The following is a 26,349-nucleotide window of genomic DNA, read 5'->3' as shown; positions in this document are numbered from 1 at the left end:
ATCAAGAACCATACAATATCTTTAAATGTATAAGAACGCTTGAAATGACAAAAATCACGGTCATAGGCAGTACAAATACCGATATGGTGGTAAAGGCCGGGCATATTCCAAGACCTGGCGAGACGGTGTTGGGAGGAAAGTTTTTCATCAGCCTTGGCGGCAAAGGGGCAAATCAGGCGGTTGCAGCCTCTAGAATGGGAGGAACCGTGAATTTCATTACAAAGGTAGGCGATGATGATATGGGCAAACGCGCTGTTCAACATTTTGAGGAAGAGGGCATCAATACTGACTATGTGTTCAGTGAGGCCAATACGGTATCGGGAGTTGCCATGATAACCCTGAATGAAAAGGGTGAAAATTCTATTGTTGTGGCCCCCGGGGCCAATGAGAGTTTGGCAAAAAAGCATATAGACAAAGCGCTTGAAGAGGTAATAGGTGCAGATATTATTTTGATACAATTGGAAATTCCGCTGAAAACGGTTGAATACGCCATAGCATTGGCCAAGAGACATCAAAGAAAAGTGATTTTGAATCCTGCACCGGCACAAAAACTATCAAAAAAAGTGCTTGAGGGACTATATATGATCACCCCAAACGAAACTGAGACTGAAATTCTTACGGGTATCAAGATAGTGGACGAAGGGTCGGCAAGGGCCGCTTCAAATTTGTTGCGGGAATGTGGGGTAGAAGTCGTCATAATAACCATGGGCGATCATGGTGCGTTTATTTCGAGTGAAGAACATACCGGATTGGTTTCTGGCAAAAAAGTTGAGGCGTTGGATACCACGGCCGCTGGAGATACCTTCAATGGGGCATTGGCAGTGGCAATAGCGGCAGGCAAAAAGGTCAAAGAAGCGGTTCATTTTGCAAATTGTGCCGCGGCAATTTCAGTTACCCGTCTAGGGGCCCAGGCGTCTATTCCCAGATTGGGGGAAATCGAGGTAGGGCCAATATGAATCATTTCGAAAGCACAGTAGAAAAAGTATGAACGGTTCTGTAAAGTCATTGATTGTCACCTATCTATGCTTGGTGCTTTTTAGTAATTGTAGCGCAAGAAAGAGTTTTTTATTGGAATTTGTCGATGACTATGAAATAAGGCAGGTACATGACAAAAGCAATGTGGCTTTTGGTGGGATTTCGGGAATCGACTATGATTTTGACGCGGACTTGCTATATCTGGTTAGTGACGATCGCTCAGAATTTGGTCCGGCCCGAATCTATACGTCAAAGTTTACAATGGGTAATGACAATTCCATCTCTGTGCATGGGTTAAAAGTGGTTGTCCTCAACGATAGTTCAGAAAACCCATATGAGAAAGAGAAGGCAGACTTTGAGAGTGTTAGATATTTGAAGCAAGGCAAACAATATGTGGTAAGCAATGAAGGGGGCAAAAGAGGAAAAGCTGGAATTTCTTTTTTCGATGAAAATGGATATTGGAAAAATGATTTTCCGCTCGACACAAAGTATGTGAAGAACTTTCGTTCTAATAAGTCGATTGAGAGCATAGTCTTATCAGAGGATCAAAAGACCATTTTTTTTGCGACCGAGGCACCTTTGGTTTTCGATGGGCCTGAATCCTCGTCAAGGCATGGGGGCCTGCTCCGCATTATCAAAGCAGACCTGGTTTCTGGAAAAGAAAAGGAAACATGGCTGTACAAATTGGAAAAAGTCCCTCAAAAGGTTAAAATGCCATACGCTCGAGAGGGTGGGTGGGTCGCCGATAATGGGCTATCTGAACTTTTGGTGCTGGATGAAGAACATCTATTGGCATTAGAACGCTCCGGAGCTTATCAACCCGATGGACATTTCAAATTTATCTGCCGGCTTTTCTTGGTAAAAAAGGGCAAGAAGGTCAAAAAAGGTGATGATGGTGAAACGTATTTCAGGGTACAAAAGAAGAAGCTATTTGATTTTTCGAAGATGCAAAATGGCCTAAGCAATATAGAAGGCATGTCATTGGGTCCTCATGTGGATAACAGTCAAACCTTATTGTTCGCATCAGACAACAATTTTAAGGAAACCGTTCCCACAAGATTTTACCTGTTCAAAATAAAAGAAGAAGGCAGTGACTAAAGTAGATTGTATCATCCATAACGGAACCGTACTGACCATCAATTCACAGATGGAAGTATTTGATAAGGGTGTGGTCGTTATAGATAAGGGAGAGATATTGGCCGTTGGAGATGGTTCGCTACTTTCAGATTATGACACTGACAAGAAAATCGATGCACAAAGAGGCATAGTAATGCCCGGAATGGTCAATACACACTGTCATCTACCCATGATTGCTTTTCGGGGATTGGGTGAAGAAGGTATTCAAGATAGATTGATGGGCTATTTTATGCCATTGGAAAAGGAACTATTGTGTCGAGAGCTCATTTACGATGCCACATTGATTGGGACAATGGATATGGCACTATCGGGTATAACCACTTATGCCGATATGTACTATCATGTAGATGAGATGGCCAGGGCAACGGCCAAAGTTGGCCTTCGTGCATTGTTGGGTCAGACGGTTATTGGGTTTCCTGTGGTGGATGCCAAAGAACCTTATGGAGGTCTGGCCTATGCCAGAAATATAAGGGGGCAGTTTGACAAGTATTCCCGTGTGGCCCTTGCCCTAGCGCCCCATGCTGCCTATACACTTTCGGCCGATAGATTAAGGGAAGTGAGGGCGATGTCTGATGAGCTTGATATTCCGATTCACATTCACATTGATGAGTTCGAGACCGAAAAAAGCAAAATTGTTGATAATGCCAAATCACTTTCAGTTGTCCGATATCTTGAAGACATAGGATTTTTAGCGGATAACATGATATTGGCCCATTGCAATCATGTCGATGATGAAGACTTGAAGGTCATAAAAGAAAAAGGATGTGGAATAGCCCATAATCCAATGGCCAATTCGAAGGGGGCAACCGGTACGGCCCCAATAATGGAAGCCATCGAAAAAGGGATACCGGTAGGTCTGGGTACCGATGGCCCAATGGGCTCGAATGTCATAGACCTGTTCAAAGTAATGACCTACGCTTGTACGGTGCAACGAATGAGAAAAATGGACAGGACACTGATGACCCCAGACCAAGTGGTGCACTTGGCAACAATGGGAGGAGCAAAGGTCTTGGGGCTTCAAGACCAAATAGGCTCTTTGGAAAAAGGAAAGCAGGCCGACATAGTAATAGTGGAGACCCAATCTTTGAACATGCTTCCCTGCCATGACCCCTATGCCGCTTTGGTGTTTCAGGCCAACCCGCATAATGTAAGAACGACCATGGTGGACGGACAGGTCATTATGGAAAACAGGGTGCTACTTACGGCCAATATGGAAGAAGCCAAAAAGGGATTGGAAAAATGGATGCCAAAGATTCAAGCATTGGCAAAAAATCTTGCCATTAAGGCAAAGAACAATAGTGCGGCAATATGAAAAGAAAGTTTATCATCGATACCGATACCGCGTCAGATGATGCTGTGGCATTAATAATGGCGGTAAATAGTCCAGATATTGAAATCATGGCCGTTACGGTGGTGGCAGGAAATGTATCTCTAGACCAAGGGGTGCAAAATGCCCTGTATACACTTTCATTGTGCAATTCAGATCTATCTGTGTACCCAGGCATCGCAAAACCTTTGGTACGCCCGTTGAAAACTGCCGATCATGTTCATGGTAAAGATGGCATGGGCGATATTGGGCTGCCACTATCGGGTTTTGAACCAGAAGAGGAACACGCTGTCGACGTGCTTTTGAACATGATCAATGAACATATAGGTGAAGTAACGTTGGTTTGTATGGCACCTTTGACCAACATTGCCACAGCACTACTGCTCGATCCGTCAATTGCCCAAAAAGTGAAAGAATGTGTTGTAATGGGCGGTGTGGGCAAAGGTAGGGGCAACGTTACTCCCGTTTCCGAATATAATTTTTGGGCAGATCCAGAGGCCGCTAAAATAGTTTTTGAATCGGGAATGCCCATTAAGATGGTAGGATGGGATATCTCAAGAAAATATGCTGTTTTTGATAAGACAGCAGTGGAACGAATAAGGGCCATTGGCACATCATTGGCCCATTTTTCAGTAGACATACAAAAAACTTTGGTCGAATATGCACAAACGTTATCGCATCTTGAAGGATTTGATCTTCCCGATCCTATGACCATGGCCATTGCCATCGATCCTGCAATCGCCACGAAAACGAAGAAGGCGTATGTGACAGTGCTTCAAAATGATGACTGGTCGCGTGGTCAAACAGTTATTGATTATGTGGGCACGACCGGTTGCCCATCAAATGCCGAAATAGTATTGGAAGCGGATAGCGATCGGTTTATGAATATGTTGCACGACTTTTTAAATAAAATATAGTAGTGATGCAGTCAAACAATACAGTGACATCTATTGACAAAATGGCGGCCGATACGATTAGGGCCTTGGTCATAGCCATGATTGAAAAGGCAAATTCAGGACATCCCGGGGGTCCGATGGGTGCTGCGGATTTCATGCACATCCTGTATTCTGAATTCATACAGTATGATCCAATGGATATGGAATGGCCTTTTCGTGATAGGTTTTTTATGGATGCAGGACATCTTTCGGCCTTGATGTATGCCCAAGGCTACCTTCTTGGAAACTACTCGGTAGATGACCTAAAAAAGTTTAGACAATTGGGGAGTCTTACCCCTGGCCATCCAGAGATAGATGTAAAAAGGGGTATTGAGAATACTTCTGGACCTTTGGGACAGGGACATGTTATGGGAGTCGGGGCAGCCATCGCAGCTAAATTTTTGAATAGTCGGTTTACCGGCATTTTCGACCATAAAATCTATGCATTTATTTCTGACGGTGGCATTCAGGAAGAGATTTCACAGGGAGCCGGTCGTATAGCAGGGCATTTGGGGCTGAACAATTTTATAATGTTTTATGACTCAAATGATATACAGTTGTCAAGTGGTACCGATGAGGTAAGCTCAGAAGACACCGCAAAAAAGTATGAGGCTTGGGGATGGCAGGTATACCAAATCGATGGTCATGATCATGAGGGTATACGTAAGGTTTTGACCTATGCGAACAAAGAAATGGAGAAGCCAGTTCTTATCATTGGCAAGACGAGGATTGGAAAAGGTTGTGTTGATGCAAATGGGGCTCCATACGAGGGCATGTGTGAACTACATGGCAAGCCTATTGGCAATACGAAAGCTGACCTGAAAAATACACTTTTGAGCTTAGGGGTAAATCCAGATAGTCCCTTTGAAATAAATCGAGACGTTTTAAGGTATTACAACAAAATTCTAGCAAATAAGATTGCCAATTCTTACAAGAAAAACAAGAAAATTGCAAGTTGGCGCAGGGCCTATAAAACACTTGCCAGAAAGATGGACGGTTTTTTGAAGAATGAATTGCCAACATTAGACTTCGGTACCATTGAGCACAAACTTAATCTGTCTACCAGAGAGGCTTCTGGGAACGTTCTGGGGTATTTGGCGACCAAGGTTGAGAATATGATAGTGGCCTCTGCCGATTTATCCAACAGTGACAAGACAGATGGATTTTTAAAAAATTCCTCGGTTTTACGAAAGGGTGATTTTTCCGGTGCTTTTTTGCAAGCCGGAGTTTCTGAGCTGACCATGGCAGCTCTTGCGAACGGAATGGCTATTCATGGGGGCATACTACCTGTTGTGGCAACGTTCTTCGTCTTTTCAGATTATATGAAACCGGCCATAAGGTTATCCGCAATTCAAGAATTGCCGATAATTTATATATGGACACATGACAGTTTTCGTGTCGGGGAAGATGGTCCTACACATCAACCGATTGAGCAAGAGACCCAAATTCGCCTGATGGAAAAACTTAAAAACCATTCAGGTAAGGCAAGCATGTTGGTGTTAAGGCCAGCAGATTCTTCTGAAACTACTATCGCTTGGCAGATGGCGTTGGAAAACAAATCAACGCCAACCGGATTGATTCTTTCAAGACAGTCGATAAAAGACGTAATGCATGGGCACAAGAATGCTGCCATGGCCAGAAAGGGAGCGTATTTGGTCAAGGAAACGGAAAAGCCAGACATTATTTTGGTCGCTAATGGTTCTGAAGTAAGTACCCTGCTCCAGGCCTCTTCCATATTGGAGGCATCTGAAAATATAAGGGCAAACATTGTCTCCATTATTTCAGAAGGCCTTTTTAGGGAACAATCTGAAGAGTATCGGGCTAGAATTCTTCCTTCACAGGCCCCAATTTTCGGTCTAACGGCAGGTCTGACATTAAACCTTGAATCGATTGTTGGGCCAAATGGAAGTGTATTTGGCCTAGAGCATTTTGGTCATTCGGCGCCTGCAGAAGTACTTGATGAAGCATTTGGGTTTACGGCCGATCAAGTGGCACAACGAATCAAAACGTATTATAACCAATACCTTTCCAACAAAATTTAAAGCCATGGGCATCAAATTTCGATTAACAGTGCTAAACTTCCTCGAATTTTTTATTTGGGGTTCATGGTTGATTTCCGCTGGCACCTACATGTCATCAACATTGGGCTTTAGTGGTGTTCAAATCGGTTCCATTTTTGCCACGATGGGCATTGTATCGTTGTTCATGCCTGCCATAGTCGGGGTCGTGGCCGATAAATGGATCAGGGCAGAAAGACTATTGGCGATAAGTCTTATCATAATGGCGGTGTTGTTCATGGTGTTGACTGAGATTTCTGATTTCAATACGTTCTATTTCATCATGTTTTTGATTTCACTTGCCTATATGCCGACATTGGCCCTGAACAATTCCATTTCATTTCACGTTCTTGAAAAAAATGGGTTAGACACCATCAAACATTTTCCCCCGATAAGGGTATGGGGAACCATAGGTTTCATATTGGCTGCTTGGTGTGTTGACTTTCTTGAATTAAAGGCCAGCGCAGGGCAATTCTATATTACCACTATCGCCGCATTGGTATTGGCGCTATACGCACTTACCCTACCAAAGGTAAAGCCTGTCAAGGGTTCTGAGAAGTCTTGGCGAGAACGTTTTGGTTTGGATGCCCTAGTACTTTTCAAACAAAAAAACACGACCGTTTTTCTCATCTTTTCCGTTCTTCTGGGTACCGCGCTTCAAATTACCAACATATGGGGTGTTCCCTTTTTAGATGATTTTAAACCGAAATATCCCGATAGTTTTGCGGTTAAGCACTCCGTTTTTCTGATGACGCTTTCCCAAATCGCTGAGGTGTTTTTCATTCTGACCATTCCCTTTTTTCTAAAGCGATTCGGTATAAAGAAAGTGGTATTGATGAGTATGTTGGCGTGGGCGTTACGTTTTGGTCTTTTTGGTATAGGTAGCCCCGAGGGAATAGGACTTTTCTTTTTGGTGCTTTCAATGATTGTTTACGGAATGGCCTTTGACTTCTTTTTTGTTTCGGGCTCACTATATATGAATAAAGTGGCCTCTTCTAAAATTAGATCAAGTGCACAAGGGCTGTTTATGGTAATGACCAGTGGATTTGGGTGGATTTTTGGAGGATATGGAAGTGGTCTTGTCATTGATTTGTTTACCAGTGACACCGGAATAAGGCATTGGAAAGCGATTTGGTTTGTATTCGCTTCGTATGCGCTAGTTATAAGTATCATGTTCGCATGGTTGTTCAAATACAGACATAAAGACAGTACTAAGTAAAAAAGAAGATCATGAAATTTTTTATTGACACGGCCAATTTGGCACAGATTAGGGAGGCACAAGAGTTAGGGATTTTAGATGGTGTGACGACCAATCCTTCACTGATGGCCAAAGAAGGTATAAAAGGCGATAAGAACATCATGGGCCACTACGCAGATATCTGTGACATTGTTGAGGGAGATGTTTCTGCCGAAGTCATTTCAACAGACTTTGAAGGTATGAAAGAAGAAGGTGGAAGGTTGGCCCGGCTACATGAACAGATCGTGGTCAAGGTGCCCATGACCTTTGAGGGAATCAAAACCATTAGATATTTTGGTGAAAAAGGTATAAAGACAAATTGTACACTTGTTTTTTCGGCAGGTCAAGCCTTATTGGCGGCAAAGGCCGGGGCTACCTATGTGTCGCCTTTCTTGGGCAGATTGGATGATATGTCAACTGATAGTTCTCAACTGATTGCTGAAATGAGGATGATTTATGACAACTACGGTTACAACACTAAAATTTTGGCCGCATCTATAAGGCACACCATGCATATTGTAAACTGTGCAAAGATTGGGGCCGATGTTGTCACCGCCCCTCTATCGGCACTGAAAGGGTTGATCAGCCATACCTTGACCGATATCGGACTGGCAAAATTTTTAGAAGATTACAAACGGGTCATTGACCCATCATGATGCTGTAGATGAAGTATTTAAAATTAGTAATGGCCATGAAGGGCGTTAAATTATTAGCACTTTTTTTGTTGTTCTTGTCGATTGCCTGTTCTTCTTCGCGAGATTCGGTTGATAACAGAGCGTATTCCAACGGGCCGGGTGCTGCAGTTCAAGGCCATATCGTTCAAGGGGTACTTTGGCAGCAAATGTCAGGAGAATACAGGGCGATTGCGCATCAAACATATCGATGGGCAAGATTAAGTTTTGATGCATTGCTCAAAAGCCACACGGAAACAGATGGCAGGCCCTTGGCCATAATTGCCGATTTGGATGAAACGGTTTTAGACAATACGCCGTTCTTCGGAAATCTGATCAAGAACAATGAAGAATACAGCAGTTCAGAATGGTCGAACTGGGTTCGGCAAGAAAAGGCGCAGCTTGTTCCCGGCGCTTTACATTTCTTTGACTATGTGGCCAAAAGGGGAGTCGAAGTTTTTTATCTGTCCAATAGAAGCATCAAAGATTTGAAACCAACGATAAAGAACCTTAAAGACAGGGGATTGCCCTTTGTTGATGTTGGGCATGTGCTGCTAAAAAACAAGGTGAGTGATAAAGAGCCACGAAGGCTCAAAATCATGAAAACACATGAAGTGCTTATGCTGCTTGGAGACAACTTATCAGATTTCTCCAATGATTTTGATACCTCCCAAAATCATGAACGAAACCGATTAGTGGATAGTTTAAAAAGGTCATTTGGCAAAAGGTATATCGTTTTTCCAAATCCGATTTATGGAAATTGGGAGAAAGATGGATTGCTGCAAGGGCATTACAACTGGAGTGCCCACCAAAAAGACTCTATCCGCGATTCAAGCCTTAAGACGTATTGAGGAAATGCGAAATATCATGTACTAATGGAGCCAAATATTCCATGGTCATGGACCAATTAAGGAACAATCCCGCTAAATGAAACCAACGATTTTGGATTTATTTAATCTAACGATAGTTTAAGAAGTAAACAAATAATTGTGTGGAGGCTGGCGACCACGTTAAAAACGCGGCGAGATAGAAAAACCTAATAAGTAGAAAAATAAAAAAGGAAAAATTATGAATTGGTACTTAAAAGTTTTAAAACAATACGCAGATTTTAACGGTAGGGCAAGAAGAAAAGAGTATTGGATGTATTTCTTATTCAATATGCTTTTTGCGATTGTCGCAATGATTCTTGACAATGTTTTAGGTATTGCAATTGAAGAAGTGGGATATGGACCTCTTTATGGTCTTTATGCATTGGCCGTGTTAATTCCTGGATTGGCGGTTTGTGTAAGACGACTTCACGATGTTGGAAAAAGCGGATGGTTCATATTAATTGGAATGATTCCTTTAATAGGAGCAATTTGGTTGATTGTTTTGCTGGTAACAGAAGGTGATCAAAGAGAAAATAAATATGGCCAAAACCCAAAAAAAATCGCAATTAGATTTTAAGAAAGTAAGTCATGCACGAAGTATGCGTAATACAGTTTTAAAGATGAACCCAAGGTTTTTATTTCAATATTTTTAGGTTAATCTTACTGAGCAACCTAAATCTGCTATTGCGCATATTTCAAGCGATATCTGAAAAGCATAAAAAGGCATTGAAGCGAATAACTTAAAAAAATATCCCAAAAACTCCATGGTATCTCATGATTATTGGTGCCAAATCAATAAATGCTTAGGTTTTGTCTTGTAAGCGCCTTGACCAAGCAGATTCCGAAGTGTTCCAAAATGCTCATTCGCAATTGTTAAAATAGATACCAAAAAATAATATTGACCCACTCCAATAGCAAATGAGGCTATTGTCTCGTGGAATGGGAAATTCCCTCTCGGATACACTTTGTGTGCTTACATTCATAAACCTTAATCTAATCTAATAATTATAACAAAAATGAAAAAACAATTACTTTATATAAGTGTAGTGGCATCATTATTTTTCTTGAATACAGGAAAAGGCCAATCTTACAAATTTTATGAAAATGAAGGTTTTGAAAATGGCTTGGGCCAATGGAAGAATGTCGATTATGACAATATTGACTGGATCTCGCAATCAGGGCCAACACCAAGCCGTGGAACCGGGCCCAATGGGGCGTCAAAAGGGAACAAATACCTTTATCTAGAGGCAAGTCATGGCAACCACAACAAAGCTGGATCGATAGTACGGGAGCTTGATTTTACCAATGCGGAAAACCCGGTACTGGCACTTGACCATATGATCCATGGCCAAGATAGTGGCAGGCTATGGCTCATTGTTGTCTATGGTGACAATGACCATAGGCATATACCCATCGCCACGGGCGAGGGAGGAAACTCAAAACAAGAATGGCAGCGTGCACGCATTCCGTTAAAGGATTTTGTAGGTGGAAAAGTGCAGCTAACCATCAGGGGCATCACGGGCTCGGGCTATAGGGGAGATGTTGCCATTGATGCCGTTACGGTGTATGAAAAGATTGTTGAAAAGACGTACTATGCGTTCCATGAAAATGAGAGTTTTGAAAAGGGCTTTGGCCAATGGGAGAATGTCGATTATGACAATATTGACTGGACCCGGCAATCAGGGCCAACGCCGAGCCGGGGGACCGGGCCCAATGGGGCGTCAAAAGGGAACAAATACCTTTATCTAGAGGCAAGTCATGGCAACCACAACAAAGCTGGATCGATAGTACGGGAGCTTGATTTTACCAATGCGGAAAACCCGGTGCTGGCACTTGACCATATGATTCATGGCCAAGATGGTGGCAGGCTATGGCTCATTGTTGTCTATGGTGACAATGACCATGTTCATATACCCATCGCCACGGGCGAGAGGGAAAACTCAAAACAAGAATGGCAGCGTGCACGCATTCCGTTAAAGGATTTTGTAGGTGGAAAAGTGCAGCTAACCATCAGGGGCATCACGGGCTCGGGCTATAGGGGAGATGTCGCCATTGATGCCGTTGCGGTGTATGAAAAGATTGTTGAATATGAAGGCTATGAAAAGGAAACAACAGCTACTGCCCAAAAAACTGCAATTGACGAGACAGAGACCATGGCTATGGATTTTGGCAATGAAGACAATGATGGCACCACGCTTAAGCTATACCCCAATCCGGCCAGAACGAATGTAAATGTGTCATTTTTTGTACAAAGAAGTAGGGAACAACATGGAATATTGAATATGTATGATCTCATGGGAAATAAAGTGCTTGAAACAAAAATTCCCATACGTCAGGGTAAGAACCAACACCTTTTAGATATCGGCAGCTATACTAGTGGTATATATATTGTTACCCTACTTACTGAAGAGACAGTGATGAAATCGAAACTTATAATTAAGTAGACGTGGTTTTGGTAGCCAGCGAATCAACGATGGGTGTTCTTCCTATTTCGGGATTGTCATCAGTATACCAGTGCAGTAACTGTTAGGTTTAAAACTATATGTGTTTAAAAAATGGCTAAAAACTGAAGTAGTTTACAAGTTGTTTATGTATTCAAAACTACCTTAAAGACTTGTCTATATTTTCTTGCATACCTTTTTATCCAAATGAACAAAGTGGTCAACCAATGTTCCATTTTGGTATAGGGCAAGATGATATGAATTTTTAGAACCATACTGTAAATTTACAATAATTTTACATTTAATTTACATTGAATTAATATTTTATTTACTTAAGCGTACTCATAACCTGAGGCCCATCCCTTTTTATTCTGTACGAAATGGGGCAAGAGTATGGTTCAAAGATTGGGGCTCTCTAGTGTTAGGGCCGATCAAAACATGCTTTTTCATTTTTTCAAAGCACTATTTTTCCGGGGATCTTTAGGCCAGCTTAACACGGGTTTAATCAATAAAATCTGACTGTTTGAAGCAGTACTTTTGAAAAAAGGTGTCTTTCGCAACATAGATTCCTACATTCCCAACTTGCGTCTTTACTTGGTTAGCGGCCATGTTTAGGTTTGCCTTGAATTTAAAAAGCAAAGATCATGGTAATTAAAAAATTAGTTTTCAGTGTTTTACTGTTGACATTTGCATTTAGCAGTGCACAAGAGTCAAAAGTGAAAATCAAACAAGTAGCAGCTCAATTCGTTAGAGGAGCCGATGTACAGGATGGAGAACTGTTGAAAGAGGTTTTGGAACCCAAATCACTCCAATATGTTTTGGTCGGAGGGAAACTGAATACCTTCTCTGCCAAAGAGTACATCAAAATGGTCAATGACAAACAATTGGGGGGCAAGCCTAGAAAAATCACCTATCGACATGCAGAGTTTTTGGGTAAAAACTTGGCTGTGGTGGTATTGAATGCCGTAAGTGAAGAATACGATTTTCTTTATCAATTGTCAATGACAAAATTGGCGGACGGAAAGTGGGAAATCGTGGGTGTGACCGCTGAAATAAATGGGGTGTAGAATGAAGTTGCTCAATGGACTTTTAGTATTGGTTTTAAACCTTTGTTCGTTTGCTGGTTCGTACGGCCAGCAAACGACAAAAGCTGCGGGAATGACCTTCGGTTACGAAGTTGTCGATAATACGTTGAAATGCAGTTTACAGGCACCCACCAATGGTTGGGTAGGGGTCGGCTTCAATACAAAGAACTCAATTGTTGGTAGTGACCTTTTACTTTTTAACGTGGTCAATGGAAAGGTCTCAAGCACTGATTTATTTGTTAAGGGAGCAGGCAACCCAATAAAGGATTCAGCTAACGGTGGCAAAAATACCATAACCTTATTGGAAGGAACCGAAAAGAACTCATTTACCCATGTTACGTTTACCATACCCATGAATTCTGGCGACCCCAACGATTTTGTTCATCTCTTGGGAAAAGAAGTTTGGCTTATTCTTGCGTATTCGGTCGATGATGATTTTGCCCATCATTCTAGAGTACGAAAGCATATTCCGTTTATAATAAATGATGATTGAAAATCATTTGTAACTTTCTGATATGATTCTTAAGCTCAATAGAACCAGAGTTGCCATATATCTGATTTGGGTGGTAGCGGCCCTGTTTACGAGTACCCAGTTGTACTTGAAAACCCTTGATGCCAATGGCACTGATTCTTGGGGAAAGCTATTCTTCATTCAATTTCTGGTCTGGAATATTTGGGGTGCACTAAGTCCCTTGATCTTTTGGTTGGGGAAACGGTTTAGAATAGATAGGCAAACTTATTATCGAGGACTTCTCATCCATTTGGTTTTTGCAGTGGTCATTGTCATTGCCTATTTGGCCCTGTATTCGATCATATGGAATTTTTTGGGCATTGGTTCATTCAGCAGGCAGACTTTCACCACATATTTTAAAGTATTTTTTCTTAACCTATTTCATTGGCATTTTTTCATTTACATGGCCATTATAGGCTTGGCGCATGCCATTCAATATCAAAAAGAACTAAAACAGCGACAAGAAGAATCAATAGAACTTGAAAGGCAACTTCTTATAAGTGAACTCAATACCCTAAAGGCCCAACTATCGCCACATTTTTTGTTCAATACCATCAACAATGTGGTCAGTACCATAGAGCAAGGAAAAAACGATGTGGCTTCGGGAATGCTCATTCGTTTGGGGGAGTTTTTAAGAATTTGCTTGGAAGAATCAAAACATAAACTGATACCACTTCGCAAAGAATTGGACCATATCAGAAAATATCTTGAAATTGAACAGTTCAGAAACGACGATCTACAAGTAATCATACGGTCAGAAAAGGAGCATGAAAGTGTAATGGTACCCAGTTTCATTTTACAGCCAATTGTTGAAAATGCGATAAAGCACGGCATTTCTAAAAGCAATATTGCTAACCGGATAGAAATCGGTAGTGAGCTGAAACAAGGTTTTCTAAAACTTTTTGTTTATAATGAAGGACCCGGTCTCGCGAATGAGATGAATAGAAATAAAGGAATTGGTGTTGATAATACCGTTACAAGGCTCAAAAAATTATATGGAAAAAGAGGTCATCTCGAATTGTTCTCGGTCAATGATGGCGTGATGGTCGAAATACGAATACCGTTGCAATAAGAAGATATGAAGTTTAAGACATTGGTGGTAGACGATGAATTGGAGGCCCAAAAAAGACTTTTGTTTCATTTGGGCAAGTTTGAAGAATTGGAGCTGTTGGGAGCGAATCAAAATGGAAAAGAAGCGCTGGAAACAATAAATTCAAAATCTCCTGATATTGTTTTTCTAGATGTTGAAATGCCTGAGATGAACGGTATCGATGTATTGGCAAATTGCAGGCCACCGTTTCCCTATATTATTTTCGTAACCGCATACAACCAATACGCCGTAGAAGCCTTTGAGCAAAACGCCGTTGATTACATTTTGAAACCATATACTTTCGAGCGTATTCAACGGGCCTTGAACAAGGCCACTACTTTGATTGAAAAGGATCGCTTGGCAAGCATCAATGAGAATTTCAAAGATTTGTTGTTCACCTTATCCAAAAGCAACGTGACCAATTTGAATACTGAATTCATTAAACGAATAGCCGTTAAATCCATTGGGCACACGACTTTTATACCTGTTGATGACATTATTTATATTGAAGCCGCCGACCAATATGTTGAAGTACACACTGAAAAAAAGAAATTTACCGTAAGGGAATCCATGGATAAACTGGAGAGAACTTTGGATCCCAGGTTCTTTTTCAGAACCCACCGGTCTTCAATCGTGAACCTAGAGTCGGTCATGGCCATAGAAAATGTAGATAAACATATAAGTCTTGTAATTCTCAACAACAAAAAGAAAGTGAAGATTGCCAATAATCGTAAGCAAGACTTCAAGGAAAAGATGAATTTTTAATGATCTAGGGTTCAAAAGAGATCGGTGCAATGACTGGCGGCCTAAAATTCAATTTCATCGTTTGTTTTTTAATCTAAAGAACTAAAAATAGAGTGTTATTTTCCTTTTCGAAATTGTCGGTATTTAAGGCTCATATTTGTTTTCTCTCAAGAAACTCCAATACTTTCTCTTTGTACATGTTGCCCAAGGGAATTGATTTTCTTTTTATGACTATATAGGTATTGGAGTAGTTTTCGATACGATGAAGGTTGACCAAATAAGACCTATGGGCGCGTATAAAAATATCCCTTGGCAATTTATCTTCCATTTTACCAATGCTGACCAAGGTGATATAGGTATCGTTGAGCGTAACTATTTTGACATGGTTCTTTAAGCTTTCAACATAGAGTATCGATTGCAGCTCTACCTTTACGTTTTCCCTTTCACTTCTAACGAAAATGTAAGAACTAAACTCAGGTTGAACAAATTGCGACACATCAGATGGAGATTCTTTTTCATTTAGCGATCGCTTGGCCTTCATAATGGCTTGCATCATGCGTTCTAAAGAAATGGGTTTTAGCAGGTAGTCGACCACATCAAGTTCAAATCCCTCCAGTGCGAAATCACGATGTGCCGTAGTAACCACTACCATTGGTGGGTTTTTTAAGGATTTCAAAAAAGAAAAACCATCCAATTTGGGCATTTCTATATCCAAAAAAATAATATCGACTTGCTCTTTTTCAAGAATTTCAAAGGCTTGCATGGCACTCCGGCACTTGGCAACCAGCTTTAAATCCTTGAATTCCCTTAAATGTGATTCTATTACTTTAATGGCAATAGGTTCGTCATCGACTATGAGACAGTTCATGTTTATTGATCGTTAATTCCACTTTATAGAAATCTTCTTGTGAGATCTTCAAGGTAAAGGCTTCACCATAAATCAACTTTAGTCGTTTTTCAACATTGGAAAGTCCGATGCCGCTAACGACCCTTGATTCTTGTTTGTTTTTCTTAATATGTTCTTCATCAATACTGTTTTCAACCACAAAGCGAAAAGAGTTTTCTTTAATGTCTGCCGAAATGTTTATCCAACTGGTCATCAACTCATCAGAGGGCCCATGTTTGAATGCGTTTTCAACAAATGAGATCAATATCAACGGTGCAATTTTATGGTTTTTGGGCGAACCATCAACCTTGTAGGTTATGGTCAGTTCATTGCCATATCTCAACTTTTCCAATTCAATGTAATTCGATAAACAGGCGAGCTCTTTTTCTAAAGGTATTTCCTTATCGTTGGAATCATAGAGCATATAGCTGAGTATTTCCGATAATTTCAGCACCAGTTCACCGGCATTTTCGTCTTTGGTGATAATCAGACCATACAGGTTGTTCAGGGTATTGAACAAAAAATGGGGCTGTAATTGATGTTTAAGGTAGTTTAACTCTGTTTCGAGTTTTTGGGTGATCAGCGACTTTGTCTTTCTTTCCTGTTCGATTTGTCGCTGAATAAATTTTATTATCAGAACCAGCGAAACTACAAATAGTAGGTCAAGGGCTTTGTAAACAATGTTTAAGGACAAAAATTTTGATTTGTCAATCTTTTTTAAATATACTTCTGAAGAGATTACATATTCACTGACAAAGTAGACTTCAATAAGGCGGAAGACGAAACCGCCAAGTATGACAAGGCCTAATATCCAAAGGAAAAATATCGGGTATTTATTATCCTTGGCATATTTCGGAAACAAATAGTAAATAGTGAAATAGGTTATGGAAAGTTTCAACGGTAAAATATGAAGCTCAAACAGAAACCATGGGCTATAACTGCCTTCATCGAATATTCCTGCATTGACAACTGTGTAGAACAGCCACCAAAACGTCCAATATGCGATATGCCTGATAATTCGCTCTAGGGACCAGTTGTTATATTTTTTGGAAAAAATTAACATTTTTCAAATATAGTTGCCATACGCTCACATGGGTTTATTAAAAGGATACAAGTGAAGATAGCAAGTATGAAACCCATTAATTGCATTACAAAACCTTCATTTTAAGATACGAAAAATGGCTGTAGCTCGGTAAACGCAAGTAAAATGGGCTTAAAACCCCTATTCAAGCTATCAGAAGACACTACTTTTTTTGTTGGTACCCCAATTTTCATTCTCCATACTTCAAACAAGGCGATAAGACACTATTTTTCTGATAGACAGTATTTTAAAAATAATTTTAAGCATTATTCATCAATAAAATAAAAGTATTATGAAAACAACATTTAGATTATTCATCATTGCAGGGATGGTATTTTTTGCCCAAAGCTTGTTCAATCCTATCCATGCCCAAGAAAAGAAAAAAGAAGACCCAAGAATTCGGGTAGAAGACAACAAGGTCAAAATTTGGCTTTTCAATGAACAGCGTTCTGATTTAGTGGTCAAAATATATGACCGCCAAAGTAATCTTGTGAGAAAAGTGAAATTGGGCGATGGGTTGACCGTTGGAAAAATATTGGATTTCAATGGCTCAGAGAACGCTTATTACCGACTTGTTGTGTTGGATGGGAAGGAAGTGCTCTATCATGATAAAATTAAATTGGGCACCACATGAATTCAATGAGATTTGATATGGCACCCAAATTTGGGTGCCATTTATCACCTTGAAAAAAACCGTTAATGAATGATGATTTATAGAAGGTTGCCAATTGAATTTTATATAGCCTTTATGCTTTTTGATCTCCACATCACTTATTCAATAATACTTTACCAATGGGAAGCTTTCTGATTCTATCTCCTGTAGCATCAAAAATGGCATTGCAAACCGATGCATATGTTACAGGTCCGGCAATTTCGCCCACTCCCCATGGTTTTGATTCATCATTCTTGCAAATATGTACCTCGATTTCTGGAATTTCATTTATCGTCAACACCTTATTGTCATGAAAATTATTGCGCTGCACAACCCCATCTTTATATTCAGTTCCTCCATAAAAAATGGCTGAAAGCGCCCAAATAATACCGCCTTCCATTTGTTGCTTTACCAAGTTTGGGTTTACCACAAGGCCACAATCAACCGCAATGGTCACTTTATCTACCGATATCACCCCTTCTTTTATGGATACGTCTGTTACAGCCGCCCCATATCCATTGCCGTGCATATAGGGATATGCGGCAATGCCTTTTCCTGAACCGGAGGGTAGTTTCTCTCCCCAACCGGCTTTTTTGGCAGCCAAGATCAAAGCGCCCCTCAATCTTCCAAGATCGCACTCAAACCGATGGTTGACCGGCAACATCTTGTTGGCCGGCAACATGCTCAATCTAAACTCCAAAGGATCCCGTTTAAGTTCAAAAGCCACTTCATCGATAAAACATTCTGTGGAAAATCCTTCGGCATTTGCCATTACGGAGCGCCATGCGCCCATTTGGGTGAAGCCCTTGACCTTGATTTCATTGGCTGAACGGTTGGGGATATCATAATACAGCCAAGCACTGAGACCGCCCCAATTGTCCATCACATTTTTAAGGTTCCAACCCATTATTCTACCCTTTTTGATTTGAACCGTGTGCTTATTGAGTTCAAAAGGGTTCAGGTAATCGAACTTGATATCATCTTCACGGGAGTAGCACATCTTGACCAAATCTCCTCCGGCAGCTTCAGAGACTATCAACGCCTCTAGGGCATAGGCCGAGGAATATCTTAAACCGAACCCACCACCACTTGGGTGGCAGTTGACCTTTATCTTTTCTTTTGGTATTCCGAAATGCTTTTCAACATTTCCCATGATTTTATCCGCAGACTGTGTCCCGACCCAGATTTCACATGAATCAGTGCGGTACTGCGCCGTTGCATTTAGTGGCTCCATGCAGGCATGGTGCTGATATGGAAATTCATAGGTATGTGAAATTGTTTTGTCGTGGCCCTCTACTTTTTCTATTGGCCCATCTACCAAAATCTCCCTTCCTTGCTCACTTTCTAGAAGTCCATAACAGTTTTTTACAAAATCGTCTGAATCAATTTTGGCTTTCTCACCCAGATTCCATTCAGCTATCACGGCTTCCTTTCCCTTGAATGCCGCCCAGGTCGTGTTCGCAATGACGGCGATGCCATCCCTAACATGTGTGGCGTCATCAAGAACTACCCCCTTTACTGGAACTACCTTTTCCACTCCAGGAATATCAATGGCTACAGAATCATCATAATTCTCAAGGGAACCCATAAAGACCGGACATCTGGCAACGGCCGCATATTTCATTCCTGGCAGCTTGAGGTCTATACTATAAGGATGTTTTCCCGTGACGATGTCAGGTATGATCTTACTTTCCAGACTATTGCCGACCAATGTGAACTTTGATCGATATTTTAAGGGTGTCTCATCGAATAGTTCTCGATAGTTTTCTGGAACAACCACCTTCTCGGCCAGCTGCCCATAGTCTAATTTTTTGTCGGTGCCCAAGAGTTGTACGACACTCTTTTTTGCAATGCATTCATCAACATAGACAGACCATTCTTTTGCTGCAGCCCCGATCAGTAGATTCTTGGCAAACGCTCCTGCTTTTCTCAACAGATCCCAATGGCTAAGAATACTGGTGCTGCCTCCCGTTATGTTGGCCACATCTTTGATGGGCCCTGCATACCTTATGTTGATTTTTGACCAGTCTGCTTCCAATTCTTCCGCGATAATGGCAGAAAGGCCTGTACTGACACCTTGTCCCATTTCGTACTTTGTCAGAGAGACAAAAATTTTTCCGTCTGACCGAATCTGTAAAAAATCTGTTATGCTGTTGGCCCCATCTTGATGAAATACATTTTCAGAAGTTACCAGCGGTTTTTTGAATTCGGTATTCACGGTTACCTCACCTACACAGCTTTCCAAAAAATTGAGTCCTATTACAAGCCCGCTACCGGCAAATGAGGTGTTTCGAATGAAGTTTCTACGTGATATTTTGTTCTTTCCCATGATGTTCAGCTATTCTCTAGTACTGTATTCAACGCTTTGAGTATGCGGGGGTAGGTGCCACAGCGACAAATATTCCCTTGCATGGCATCTAAGATTTCGCTTTCGGTTGGGTTGGGATTGGTTTTCAACAGCCCTACGGCACTCATGAGCTGCCCACTTTGGCAATATCCACATTGTGGTACCTGTTCTTTTATCCATGCTTCCTGAAGTAGACGATAGGGGGTTTCTTCTATCCCTTCGATGGTTTGGATCTTTTTTCCTTCCGCAATATGTACTGGAACACTACACGACCTGATAGGCTTGTCGTCCATTAAAATGGTGCATGCGCCACATAAACCCTTGCCACAGCCATATTTGGTGCCGGTCAATTCAAGCACATCCCTGAGTACCCATAAAATGGGCATGTCAAGACTTAGTTCTAGTTCATACTCTTTGTCGTTGATGTTTATCAGCATAGTTCGTTGATTTTTTATGTTTTTGGAAAAAGATATTCAAACCCTATATCGAACCTCCAATAAAATGCCGGACGTCAGATTTCATAGTATGAAATTGAAGGTTTTATGGACAAATGATCGCCTGAATAAAAATGATGGTACCCTGCCAAATGTTAGGGAACCAATGCAGGCGTATTGGGACAATGGTCTACTTTTTTTCGACAAACCATTTGGTGCCCCATCTTCGAATTTGATGACTTACAATTTCGCCGGTTATTACATTTCTTGTCATGGTATCATTTTTTCCATTGGTAGAGGCGATGAGTGACCATTCCAAATTCTCTTTCAACAATACCTGTTTCCCTTCAAAATCTGGAATTTGGCCAACTATCGGGTCAATTTGGGCGGTGACGAACCTACCATGTTGAGAATTCATGATCGTGATAAACTTGGCCAACACCGTATGCTCTACATAAGTATCTGAATGATCGGGTGTCATTGAATTGTAATATAATCTAACGGTCTCCCCGTTCTGTATTGCCAATATGAGTTCAGCTAAGCTTCCGCCTACTGCAGTACCTTCAGCATCATTTTCATAAACCAGCGCCCAATTATCTTGAGAAAATACTGTGGTAGAAATCAATAAAAAGGAAATAATAAAATACGGTTTCATATCATTTGTATAAGGGTTTGTTCATCATTTTTTGTGTATTCTCCGGATATTCCAAAAACCAGGTCATTTTATGGTTTTGTGGCCAATTCTTGATCAACTGCCCATCGGATCGATCATAGACCTGAGCATTGAATGTTCCCTTGGTGGTCATGATGCACTGCCAGATATGGCCCCCCTCACCAAATGTCTGCCCGTCGATATCAATGTAACTTTGTAGCAGTGGATGGGGATCAATTATGGCAGATACATTTTTATCTTGAATGATGCTTATGTACAAAGGTTTTGCTACGTGCTCAAGCCTTAAGATCGAATCGCCCAACTCTCTTTGCCAGCCCCAGCCAATTCTAACGTCATATCCGTTTCTGATTCCCATGACGAGGGAATCAATATTGCCTTCGATACGCTTTCCGTTTTCGTCATGTTTGTAAATCGCTTTCCATCCTGAATTTATTGGTTCTGTAGGTTGTGTTTTTGAGCCTTCTTGATTGCATGATGCAATTGTCATTGTAAAAACCATACTATACATAACGGCACGCAATGTTCTCATCGGCTTGCTTTTCATTTTGTTTGATTTAAATATGGATATGGAACCATTCACACCTATCGTTGATGGACTTCAAGTTGAGCAAAGTTCTTTATTCAACTTCCTTTTCTTGTAACATCATTTTTTGAATAATTTCATTGATTTCATATTCTTGCTTCTGAATTCTGTAAAATATGATCGTACCATCATCTTTCACCCTCTTTTCCACAATTGACATACCCAATCGTTGCGCCACTTTTTGTGAGGCCAAATGGGGTTCATCGGTAGCTGCAATGATATAATCAAGTCTCAACTCATCAAATGCATAGTCAACAATGGCCGAACTGGCTTCTGTGGCATATCCTTTCTCGGTATGGTGTTTCAGTAAGGCATAGATCAATTGGGGCTGTAACTCGTTGAAAAAGTACCATAAACCTACATAGCCTATGGTGGTCTCCCTTTCTTTTAAGCATATTTTCCAAAGGCCGAATCGGTTTTCTTCAAAATGTCTTATGTTTTGTTCCATGATTTGATCTGCCGTCATGGCATCGATTATCTTATTGTCCCACAGATATTTTCTAATAAAGGCATCATTGTTCAAAAGTTGGAACTCTTTTGCGTCTTCGAGAATATAGGGCATCAGTCGGAGCCGTTTTGTTTCAAGATCAAACTCTTTCATTTAAAATCGGTTTTTGGCAGATATCCATTAATCATTTTTTACAACGGACAAAATCCGGACAATTTCCTTGTTAAAGCGTTCAGGTTCTTCAAAGCAGGGGCTATGGCCAGATTTTTTGAATTTGATGAACTCTTTCTTCGGGGCCTTGATTTCGGCATGATATTCTTCGACCAATGTCCATGGCGTGTTGTAGTCATAGGCCCCTGAAATAAAAAATACGGGAACCTCAAATTCTTTATATTTCTCAGGAATGTTATAATTATTGAAATCTGGGTCATAAATGATGTTCCCGGCAGAAAACCCAGAACTTTTACCATACTTCAACAAATCAGATAACGAATATTCCCTAGACAGCCATATGTTACAGATCCAATCAGAATAATTTGTTCTTCCATATCGTTCTCCTCCTAGTTTTAAGAGCCAATGCTTTTGTTTGACAAGCCCCCAAAAACCATTTTTGTACATCGTTGCAAAATCTCCTGATTGTGGCGCGCCACTTTCATTGAGGTCTCGCAATGCTTTTTTATGATTCTTTTCCTTTGCCTTGTTCAGGGTATACTCATATGAAAGAAATTCTCCCCGATAGGCTTCCAATTCTTGACCTATGCCCACATAGGCCATAAAATGGTCGGGATTTCTATGAATTGCATAGATGCCCAGGCGAGCTCCCCATGAATGCCCTACTAAGAACAACTTCTCTTTGTTGAACCTTTTTCTTAAATAAGACACCAAGAAATCAACATCTTTATTGTAGAGATCTACTTTTATCTGCGTTTTGGGAAAGTCTTTTTGATATGATTTTCCGGCATTTCGTTGGTCCCAATATACTACCGTGAAATATTTCTCCAATTCACTATTGTACTTGCGCAACAGCGCAGTGGCCGAAGCACCTGGCCCACCATGAAGAAAAAGCAATATCGGATTGTCTTTGTTCTCGCCTCTTATAAGAACATATTGCTTGGTTCCATTGATATCTAAGTAATTGATTTCTGATATGCCGTTGTCGGTCTTGATCTTTTTTGTTGAAGAACATGACCCCAAGACCAGTATGATGAATACCGATAAAAGGTGTTTTTTCACCTTGATTGGGTTTGAATAGATTCCACGTTTCATTTAATTCTCGGTCATTAAAATTTTAAACATTCCCGGGCTATTGTTTTTCCGTTCGATAAACCCAAATCTTTTATAAAATTCTGTTGTACCCTCAGCCGCCATCAGTCCAATAAAAGCGTGCTGTGGAGCCATCGTTTCAAAATAGTGCTCGATATGGTCCATAATAAGTCCGCCCACACCTTTGCTGCGATAATCTTCGTGAACAATTACATCTTGGATATAGAAATAGATGGCCCCATCACCCACAACACGACCCATACCTATCATATTGGGGCCATCAAAAACCACTACGCTGTACAAATGGTTTTTAAGCGCAATTTTTACGGCCGGGTCTCGAACCATGCCCCAGTTGGTCTGATTTCTTAGAAGTTGATATTCTTCAACGGTAGGTGCACGTTCTTCAATTCGAATATTTTTATGTTGTCTATTTTTCATTCTCGCATTACTTTTTTGAGCATCATTTTGATAATAGGTTTTTCCTTTTTAAATGACCAGGGGAGATTTTAAATATCTACACCCTGGCCATTACTCAACCTAACACTGATTGGCTATTAAGACACAGTTTGTTTTGAATGGTTGGTTATACTCTTGTTAATTTTGAGTTTGGTCACTTGGTCTGAAATTTGATAGTAAAGGCTCCTTTTACAATCTCTACCATATCGTCAGTATCACGTATAACCGAGGGGTTCACGGTAATGTGATAGAGTTTCCCTTCAAATTTTCCGGTAATGACACTGTCATCAACACTGTCGATGGTGATTTTTACTTCATCTACCCCGACCCCGGAATAGAAACAAAGAACATCTGGTGCAGCGCATTGTGCTTGTAAGTTCTTGACCGATTCATCAACCCAAGTGATAGTCCCTTCCACTCCGGTAAGTGCATAAGGCAATTTTTGGTTTTCGATATCCACCCCATTGATCCTGATGGTCCAGAAACCTTCGCTATCGTCTTTGCCATTCTTAAAAGATTGCAATAAAAGCGTTTTATCCATTGGGTTATACACGTTGATATCCCCATTGCTTCCACCGTTGAATACGGTTTGCTCATACGTACTCATGGTATTTAGGGTCTCGCCCGCTATACCAAATTCAGGAGGCTGTGGCGATTGGTCGTCATCATTTTGGCAAGACCAAAAAAGGCCTGTGACCATTAGTACGATTACAATATTTCTCTTCATCATTTTTTTTACTGTTTAGCAATTGTTTTTATCTAAGGCTGAGGTGTCAATCTCAAATACGCTTTCACTTCTTCAAAGCCTTTTGGAAACAGTCTTTCTGCCTCGTCATTGCTAACGGAAGGAAGAATCACGCAATCTTCCCCGTTTTGCCAATTTGCTGGGGTGGCCAATGATTCATATTGTGTAAGCTGCAATGAATCGATGACCCTAAGCAGTTCTTCAAAGTTTCTCCCTGTTGAAGCCGGATAGGTCAAGATGAGCTTCACTTTTTTATCAGGTGCTATGATGAAGACCGAACGAACGGTCATGGTCGCATCATCGTTGGGGTGGATCATACCATACAATGTGGCTATTTCGCGTTTGTCATCGGCGATTAAAGGAAACGCGACATGCGCATTTTGCGTCTCCTCGATATCCTTGATCCACTCAAAGTGTGCTTCCAAAGGGTCTACACTGATTGCGGCCACTTTAATATTCCGTTCTTCAAATTCCTCCTTACAGTTGGCCATAGCGCCCAATTCAGTGGTGCACACGGGGGTAAAATCTGCTGGGTGTGACACCAACATTCCCCAGCTGTCCCCAAGCCATTCATGAAAATCTAATCTTCCCTCTGTACTTTTTGCAGTAAAGTTTGGGGCTACATCCCCTAGTCTAATTGTGTTCATTTTAAATATTTATGTAATTGATGTTCGCTTGATTGATGTGTTGTTTTATGCACCGGCGATTGTTACGGATATGGTTCAAAAATGAAAAGACTAATTTTTTCAAAAGCCCAATTCATTTTAAGCGTCGAAAGCTACACATCCATTGATTTCGGCAACCTTAAAAAATGCCCAAGATCAAATTATTTGATACTAACGAAGCAAATTTTGGTTTGAGTCCATCTTCTACCGATATGATTGTTTCACATTCATTACGTGTCATCTTAAAAACATGTATTTTGTTTTTAAGTGTATGTTTGGTCGCGCAATGGCGTTTGACAAATTTGATTTTTCTATCTCCAACAACTCAATACTTGGCAATGCGCCGATACGGCCACACTGATGGGTCACACCCTCTACGAGGTCATAGATGATGTTTACCTTCAACCCGTCGACCAAGTATTCTTTGTCAAGGTTTTGGGGAAACAATAAATTGTCATTTTCTGTTTCAATGATATAATCATCACAACCATTGGGCGGTGCGAGCAACCTTACTGTTGCTTTTACCATGAGTATATTTTCAGAATCGTCGTCGTCAGAGCATGCCGAAAATAGTAGGACCAATGCCAAAATCAAGATTTTACTTCTCATTCCCATTTCAATTTTTATTTTTAATTTTTTTAGTGCCCGCTTTGGTGGGCTCAATTTTTCTACAAAGTTTTGGCGTAAAATGCATTTATAAAAACATAGGTTGTTCAGAATACCGTATCTAGGACAAATTCAAACCATCTGCCTCATAGCTTTTGGTTCATTGGTTTGGGTAGGTATGGACTTTTTTGGACCGGACAGATTATGGTATCCAAAATTTCAGCAATGAGAGACTTTACAACAACTGGTTTTAGAAGCTTTCATGACGTTCGTTTTTGATTTCTTATGTTCAAAACAAACCTAGGCCGAACCTTGTTCGAAAAAAAGATATAAGTTGGCAAATGTGGAATCTATGTTGTGAAAAAGTGTATGTTCTTAATGAAAGATTTTCATGACAAGATCAAGGCAAAGTCTTAAACCAGTTTGGGTAA

At 40.7% G+C, this 26,349-nt stretch carries 27 protein-coding genes; 15 read left to right on the top strand and 12 right to left on the bottom strand.

Features of this window, described 5'->3' with window-relative positions; genetic code table 11:
- Nucleotides 1-44: 44 nt before the first annotated feature.
- The 14 genes from rbsK (at nucleotide 45) to L0P89_RS00970 (ending at nucleotide 15,100) form a co-directional block, all read left to right on the top strand.
- On the top strand, nucleotides 45-956 hold the full coding sequence (rbsK, locus tag L0P89_RS01035) for a ribokinase (RefSeq protein ID WP_235266549.1): 912 nt from the start codon (nucleotides 45-47) through the stop codon (nucleotides 954-956).
- Between the two features lie 28 nt (nucleotides 957-984).
- Nucleotides 985-2,073, top strand: coding sequence for an esterase-like activity of phytase family protein (locus L0P89_RS01030; protein ID WP_235266548.1), 1,089 nt, complete (start codon nucleotides 985-987; stop codon nucleotides 2,071-2,073).
- Nucleotides 2,066-3,424: an amidohydrolase family protein gene (locus L0P89_RS01025; RefSeq protein ID WP_235266547.1), complete on the top strand. Its 1,359-nt coding sequence runs from the start codon at nucleotides 2,066-2,068 to the stop codon at nucleotides 3,422-3,424. The genes L0P89_RS01030 and L0P89_RS01025 overlap by 8 nt, the downstream gene beginning before the upstream one ends.
- Nucleotides 3,421-4,356, top strand: coding sequence for a nucleoside hydrolase (locus L0P89_RS01020; protein WP_235266546.1), 936 nt, complete (start codon nucleotides 3,421-3,423; stop codon nucleotides 4,354-4,356). The genes L0P89_RS01025 and L0P89_RS01020 overlap by 4 nt, the downstream gene beginning before the upstream one ends.
- Before the next feature lie 5 nt (nucleotides 4,357-4,361).
- On the top strand, nucleotides 4,362-6,416 hold the full coding sequence (locus L0P89_RS01015; RefSeq protein WP_235266545.1) for a transketolase family protein: 2,055 nt from the start codon (nucleotides 4,362-4,364) through the stop codon (nucleotides 6,414-6,416).
- A gap of 4 nt (nucleotides 6,417-6,420) precedes the next feature.
- Entirely contained in the window at nucleotides 6,421-7,650 is a 1,230-nt protein-coding gene (locus L0P89_RS01010) for a nucleoside permease (protein ID WP_235266544.1), read from the top strand.
- Between the two features lie 11 nt (nucleotides 7,651-7,661).
- On the top strand, nucleotides 7,662-8,324 hold the full coding sequence (fsa, locus tag L0P89_RS01005) for a fructose-6-phosphate aldolase (RefSeq protein WP_235266543.1): 663 nt from the start codon (nucleotides 7,662-7,664) through the stop codon (nucleotides 8,322-8,324).
- An 8-nt stretch (nucleotides 8,325-8,332) separates the two neighbouring features.
- Complete coding sequence (locus tag L0P89_RS01000; RefSeq protein WP_235266542.1) at nucleotides 8,333-9,190, top strand: 5'-nucleotidase, lipoprotein e(P4) family; 858 nt, start codon at nucleotides 8,333-8,335, stop codon at nucleotides 9,188-9,190.
- Nucleotides 9,191-9,407: 217 nt separating this feature from the next.
- On the top strand, nucleotides 9,408-9,785 hold the full coding sequence (locus tag L0P89_RS00995; RefSeq protein ID WP_235266541.1) for a DUF805 domain-containing protein: 378 nt from the start codon (nucleotides 9,408-9,410) through the stop codon (nucleotides 9,783-9,785).
- A 439-nt stretch (nucleotides 9,786-10,224) separates the two neighbouring features.
- Nucleotides 10,225-11,652, top strand: a complete 1,428-nt coding sequence (locus tag L0P89_RS00990) for a T9SS type A sorting domain-containing protein (RefSeq protein ID WP_235266540.1) — start codon at nucleotides 10,225-10,227, stop codon at nucleotides 11,650-11,652.
- 641 nt (nucleotides 11,653-12,293) lie between these two features.
- Complete coding sequence (locus L0P89_RS00985; protein WP_235266539.1) at nucleotides 12,294-12,716, top strand: nuclear transport factor 2 family protein; 423 nt, start codon at nucleotides 12,294-12,296, stop codon at nucleotides 12,714-12,716.
- 1 nt (nucleotide 12,717) lies between these two features.
- Nucleotides 12,718-13,227 carry a DOMON domain-containing protein gene (locus L0P89_RS00980; protein ID WP_235266538.1) on the top strand — a complete coding sequence of 170 codons (510 nt, stop codon included), beginning with the start codon at nucleotides 12,718-12,720 and terminating at the stop codon, nucleotides 13,225-13,227.
- Nucleotides 13,228-13,249: 22 nt separating this feature from the next.
- Nucleotides 13,250-14,317: a sensor histidine kinase gene (locus tag L0P89_RS00975; protein WP_235266537.1), complete on the top strand. Its 1,068-nt coding sequence runs from the start codon at nucleotides 13,250-13,252 to the stop codon at nucleotides 14,315-14,317.
- Nucleotides 14,318-14,323: 6 nt separating this feature from the next.
- Complete coding sequence (locus L0P89_RS00970) at nucleotides 14,324-15,100, top strand: LytR/AlgR family response regulator transcription factor (protein WP_235266536.1); 777 nt, start codon at nucleotides 14,324-14,326, stop codon at nucleotides 15,098-15,100.
- A gap of 130 nt (nucleotides 15,101-15,230) precedes the next feature.
- Here L0P89_RS00970 and L0P89_RS00965 read toward each other — a convergent pair whose 3' ends face one another.
- Both L0P89_RS00965 and L0P89_RS00960 read right to left on the bottom strand, forming a co-directional pair.
- The gene (locus L0P89_RS00965; RefSeq protein WP_235266535.1) at nucleotides 15,231-15,947 is read right to left on the bottom strand and encodes a LytTR family DNA-binding domain-containing protein; all 717 of its coding nucleotides are present in this window, start codon (nucleotides 15,945-15,947) and stop codon (nucleotides 15,231-15,233) included.
- Nucleotides 15,925-17,028, bottom strand: coding sequence for a sensor histidine kinase (locus L0P89_RS00960; RefSeq protein ID WP_235266534.1), 1,104 nt, complete (start codon nucleotides 17,026-17,028; stop codon nucleotides 15,925-15,927). Before L0P89_RS00960 ends, L0P89_RS00965 begins: the two co-directional genes overlap by 23 nt.
- Nucleotides 17,029-17,338: 310 nt before the next feature.
- Between L0P89_RS00960 and L0P89_RS00955 the strand changes: the two genes are divergently transcribed.
- On the top strand, nucleotides 17,339-17,680 hold the full coding sequence (locus L0P89_RS00955; RefSeq protein ID WP_235266533.1) for a hypothetical protein: 342 nt from the start codon (nucleotides 17,339-17,341) through the stop codon (nucleotides 17,678-17,680).
- Between the two features lie 133 nt (nucleotides 17,681-17,813).
- On the opposite strand, the gene L0P89_RS00950 is transcribed toward L0P89_RS00955, so the two are convergent.
- The 10 genes from L0P89_RS00950 to L0P89_RS00905 form a co-directional block, all read right to left on the bottom strand.
- Nucleotides 17,814-20,027: a molybdopterin cofactor-binding domain-containing protein gene (locus tag L0P89_RS00950; protein ID WP_235266532.1), complete on the bottom strand. Its 2,214-nt coding sequence runs from the start codon at nucleotides 20,025-20,027 to the stop codon at nucleotides 17,814-17,816.
- Nucleotides 20,028-20,032: 5 nt separating this feature from the next.
- Nucleotides 20,033-20,482, bottom strand: a complete 450-nt coding sequence (locus L0P89_RS00945) for a (2Fe-2S)-binding protein (protein WP_235266531.1) — start codon at nucleotides 20,480-20,482, stop codon at nucleotides 20,033-20,035.
- Nucleotides 20,483-20,669: 187 nt separating this feature from the next.
- A complete protein-coding gene (locus tag L0P89_RS00940) occupies nucleotides 20,670-21,134 on the bottom strand; it encodes a hypothetical protein (RefSeq protein WP_235266530.1) in 465 nt (154 codons plus the stop codon).
- A gap of 1 nt (nucleotide 21,135) precedes the next feature.
- The gene (locus tag L0P89_RS00935) at nucleotides 21,136-21,681 is read right to left on the bottom strand and encodes a hypothetical protein (protein ID WP_235266529.1); all 546 of its coding nucleotides are present in this window, start codon (nucleotides 21,679-21,681) and stop codon (nucleotides 21,136-21,138) included.
- Between the two features lie 88 nt (nucleotides 21,682-21,769).
- Complete coding sequence (locus tag L0P89_RS00930; RefSeq protein WP_235266528.1) at nucleotides 21,770-22,336, bottom strand: GNAT family N-acetyltransferase; 567 nt, start codon at nucleotides 22,334-22,336, stop codon at nucleotides 21,770-21,772.
- Between the two features lie 27 nt (nucleotides 22,337-22,363).
- A complete protein-coding gene (locus tag L0P89_RS00925; RefSeq protein WP_235266527.1) occupies nucleotides 22,364-23,416 on the bottom strand; it encodes an alpha/beta fold hydrolase in 1,053 nt (350 codons plus the stop codon).
- A 33-nt stretch (nucleotides 23,417-23,449) separates the two neighbouring features.
- Nucleotides 23,450-23,884 carry a GNAT family N-acetyltransferase gene (locus L0P89_RS00920; RefSeq protein ID WP_235266526.1) on the bottom strand — a complete coding sequence of 145 codons (435 nt, stop codon included), beginning with the start codon at nucleotides 23,882-23,884 and terminating at the stop codon, nucleotides 23,450-23,452.
- Nucleotides 23,885-24,056: 172 nt separating this feature from the next.
- Nucleotides 24,057-24,632, bottom strand: a complete 576-nt coding sequence (locus tag L0P89_RS00915) for a hypothetical protein (protein ID WP_235266525.1) — start codon at nucleotides 24,630-24,632, stop codon at nucleotides 24,057-24,059.
- 29 nt (nucleotides 24,633-24,661) lie between these two features.
- On the bottom strand, nucleotides 24,662-25,294 hold the full coding sequence (locus L0P89_RS00910) for a peroxiredoxin (protein ID WP_235266524.1): 633 nt from the start codon (nucleotides 25,292-25,294) through the stop codon (nucleotides 24,662-24,664).
- 255 nt (nucleotides 25,295-25,549) lie between these two features.
- Nucleotides 25,550-25,921 carry a hypothetical protein gene (locus L0P89_RS00905; protein WP_235266523.1) on the bottom strand — a complete coding sequence of 124 codons (372 nt, stop codon included), beginning with the start codon at nucleotides 25,919-25,921 and terminating at the stop codon, nucleotides 25,550-25,552.
- Between the last annotated feature and the right edge of the window lie 428 nt (nucleotides 25,922-26,349).

Origin of the sequence: Muricauda sp. SCSIO 65647 (assembly GCF_021534965.1) — a bacterium.
Classification (GTDB): domain Bacteria; phylum Bacteroidota; class Bacteroidia; order Flavobacteriales; family Flavobacteriaceae; genus Flagellimonas_A.
This window is presented reverse-complemented; position numbering and strand designations above follow the sequence as displayed.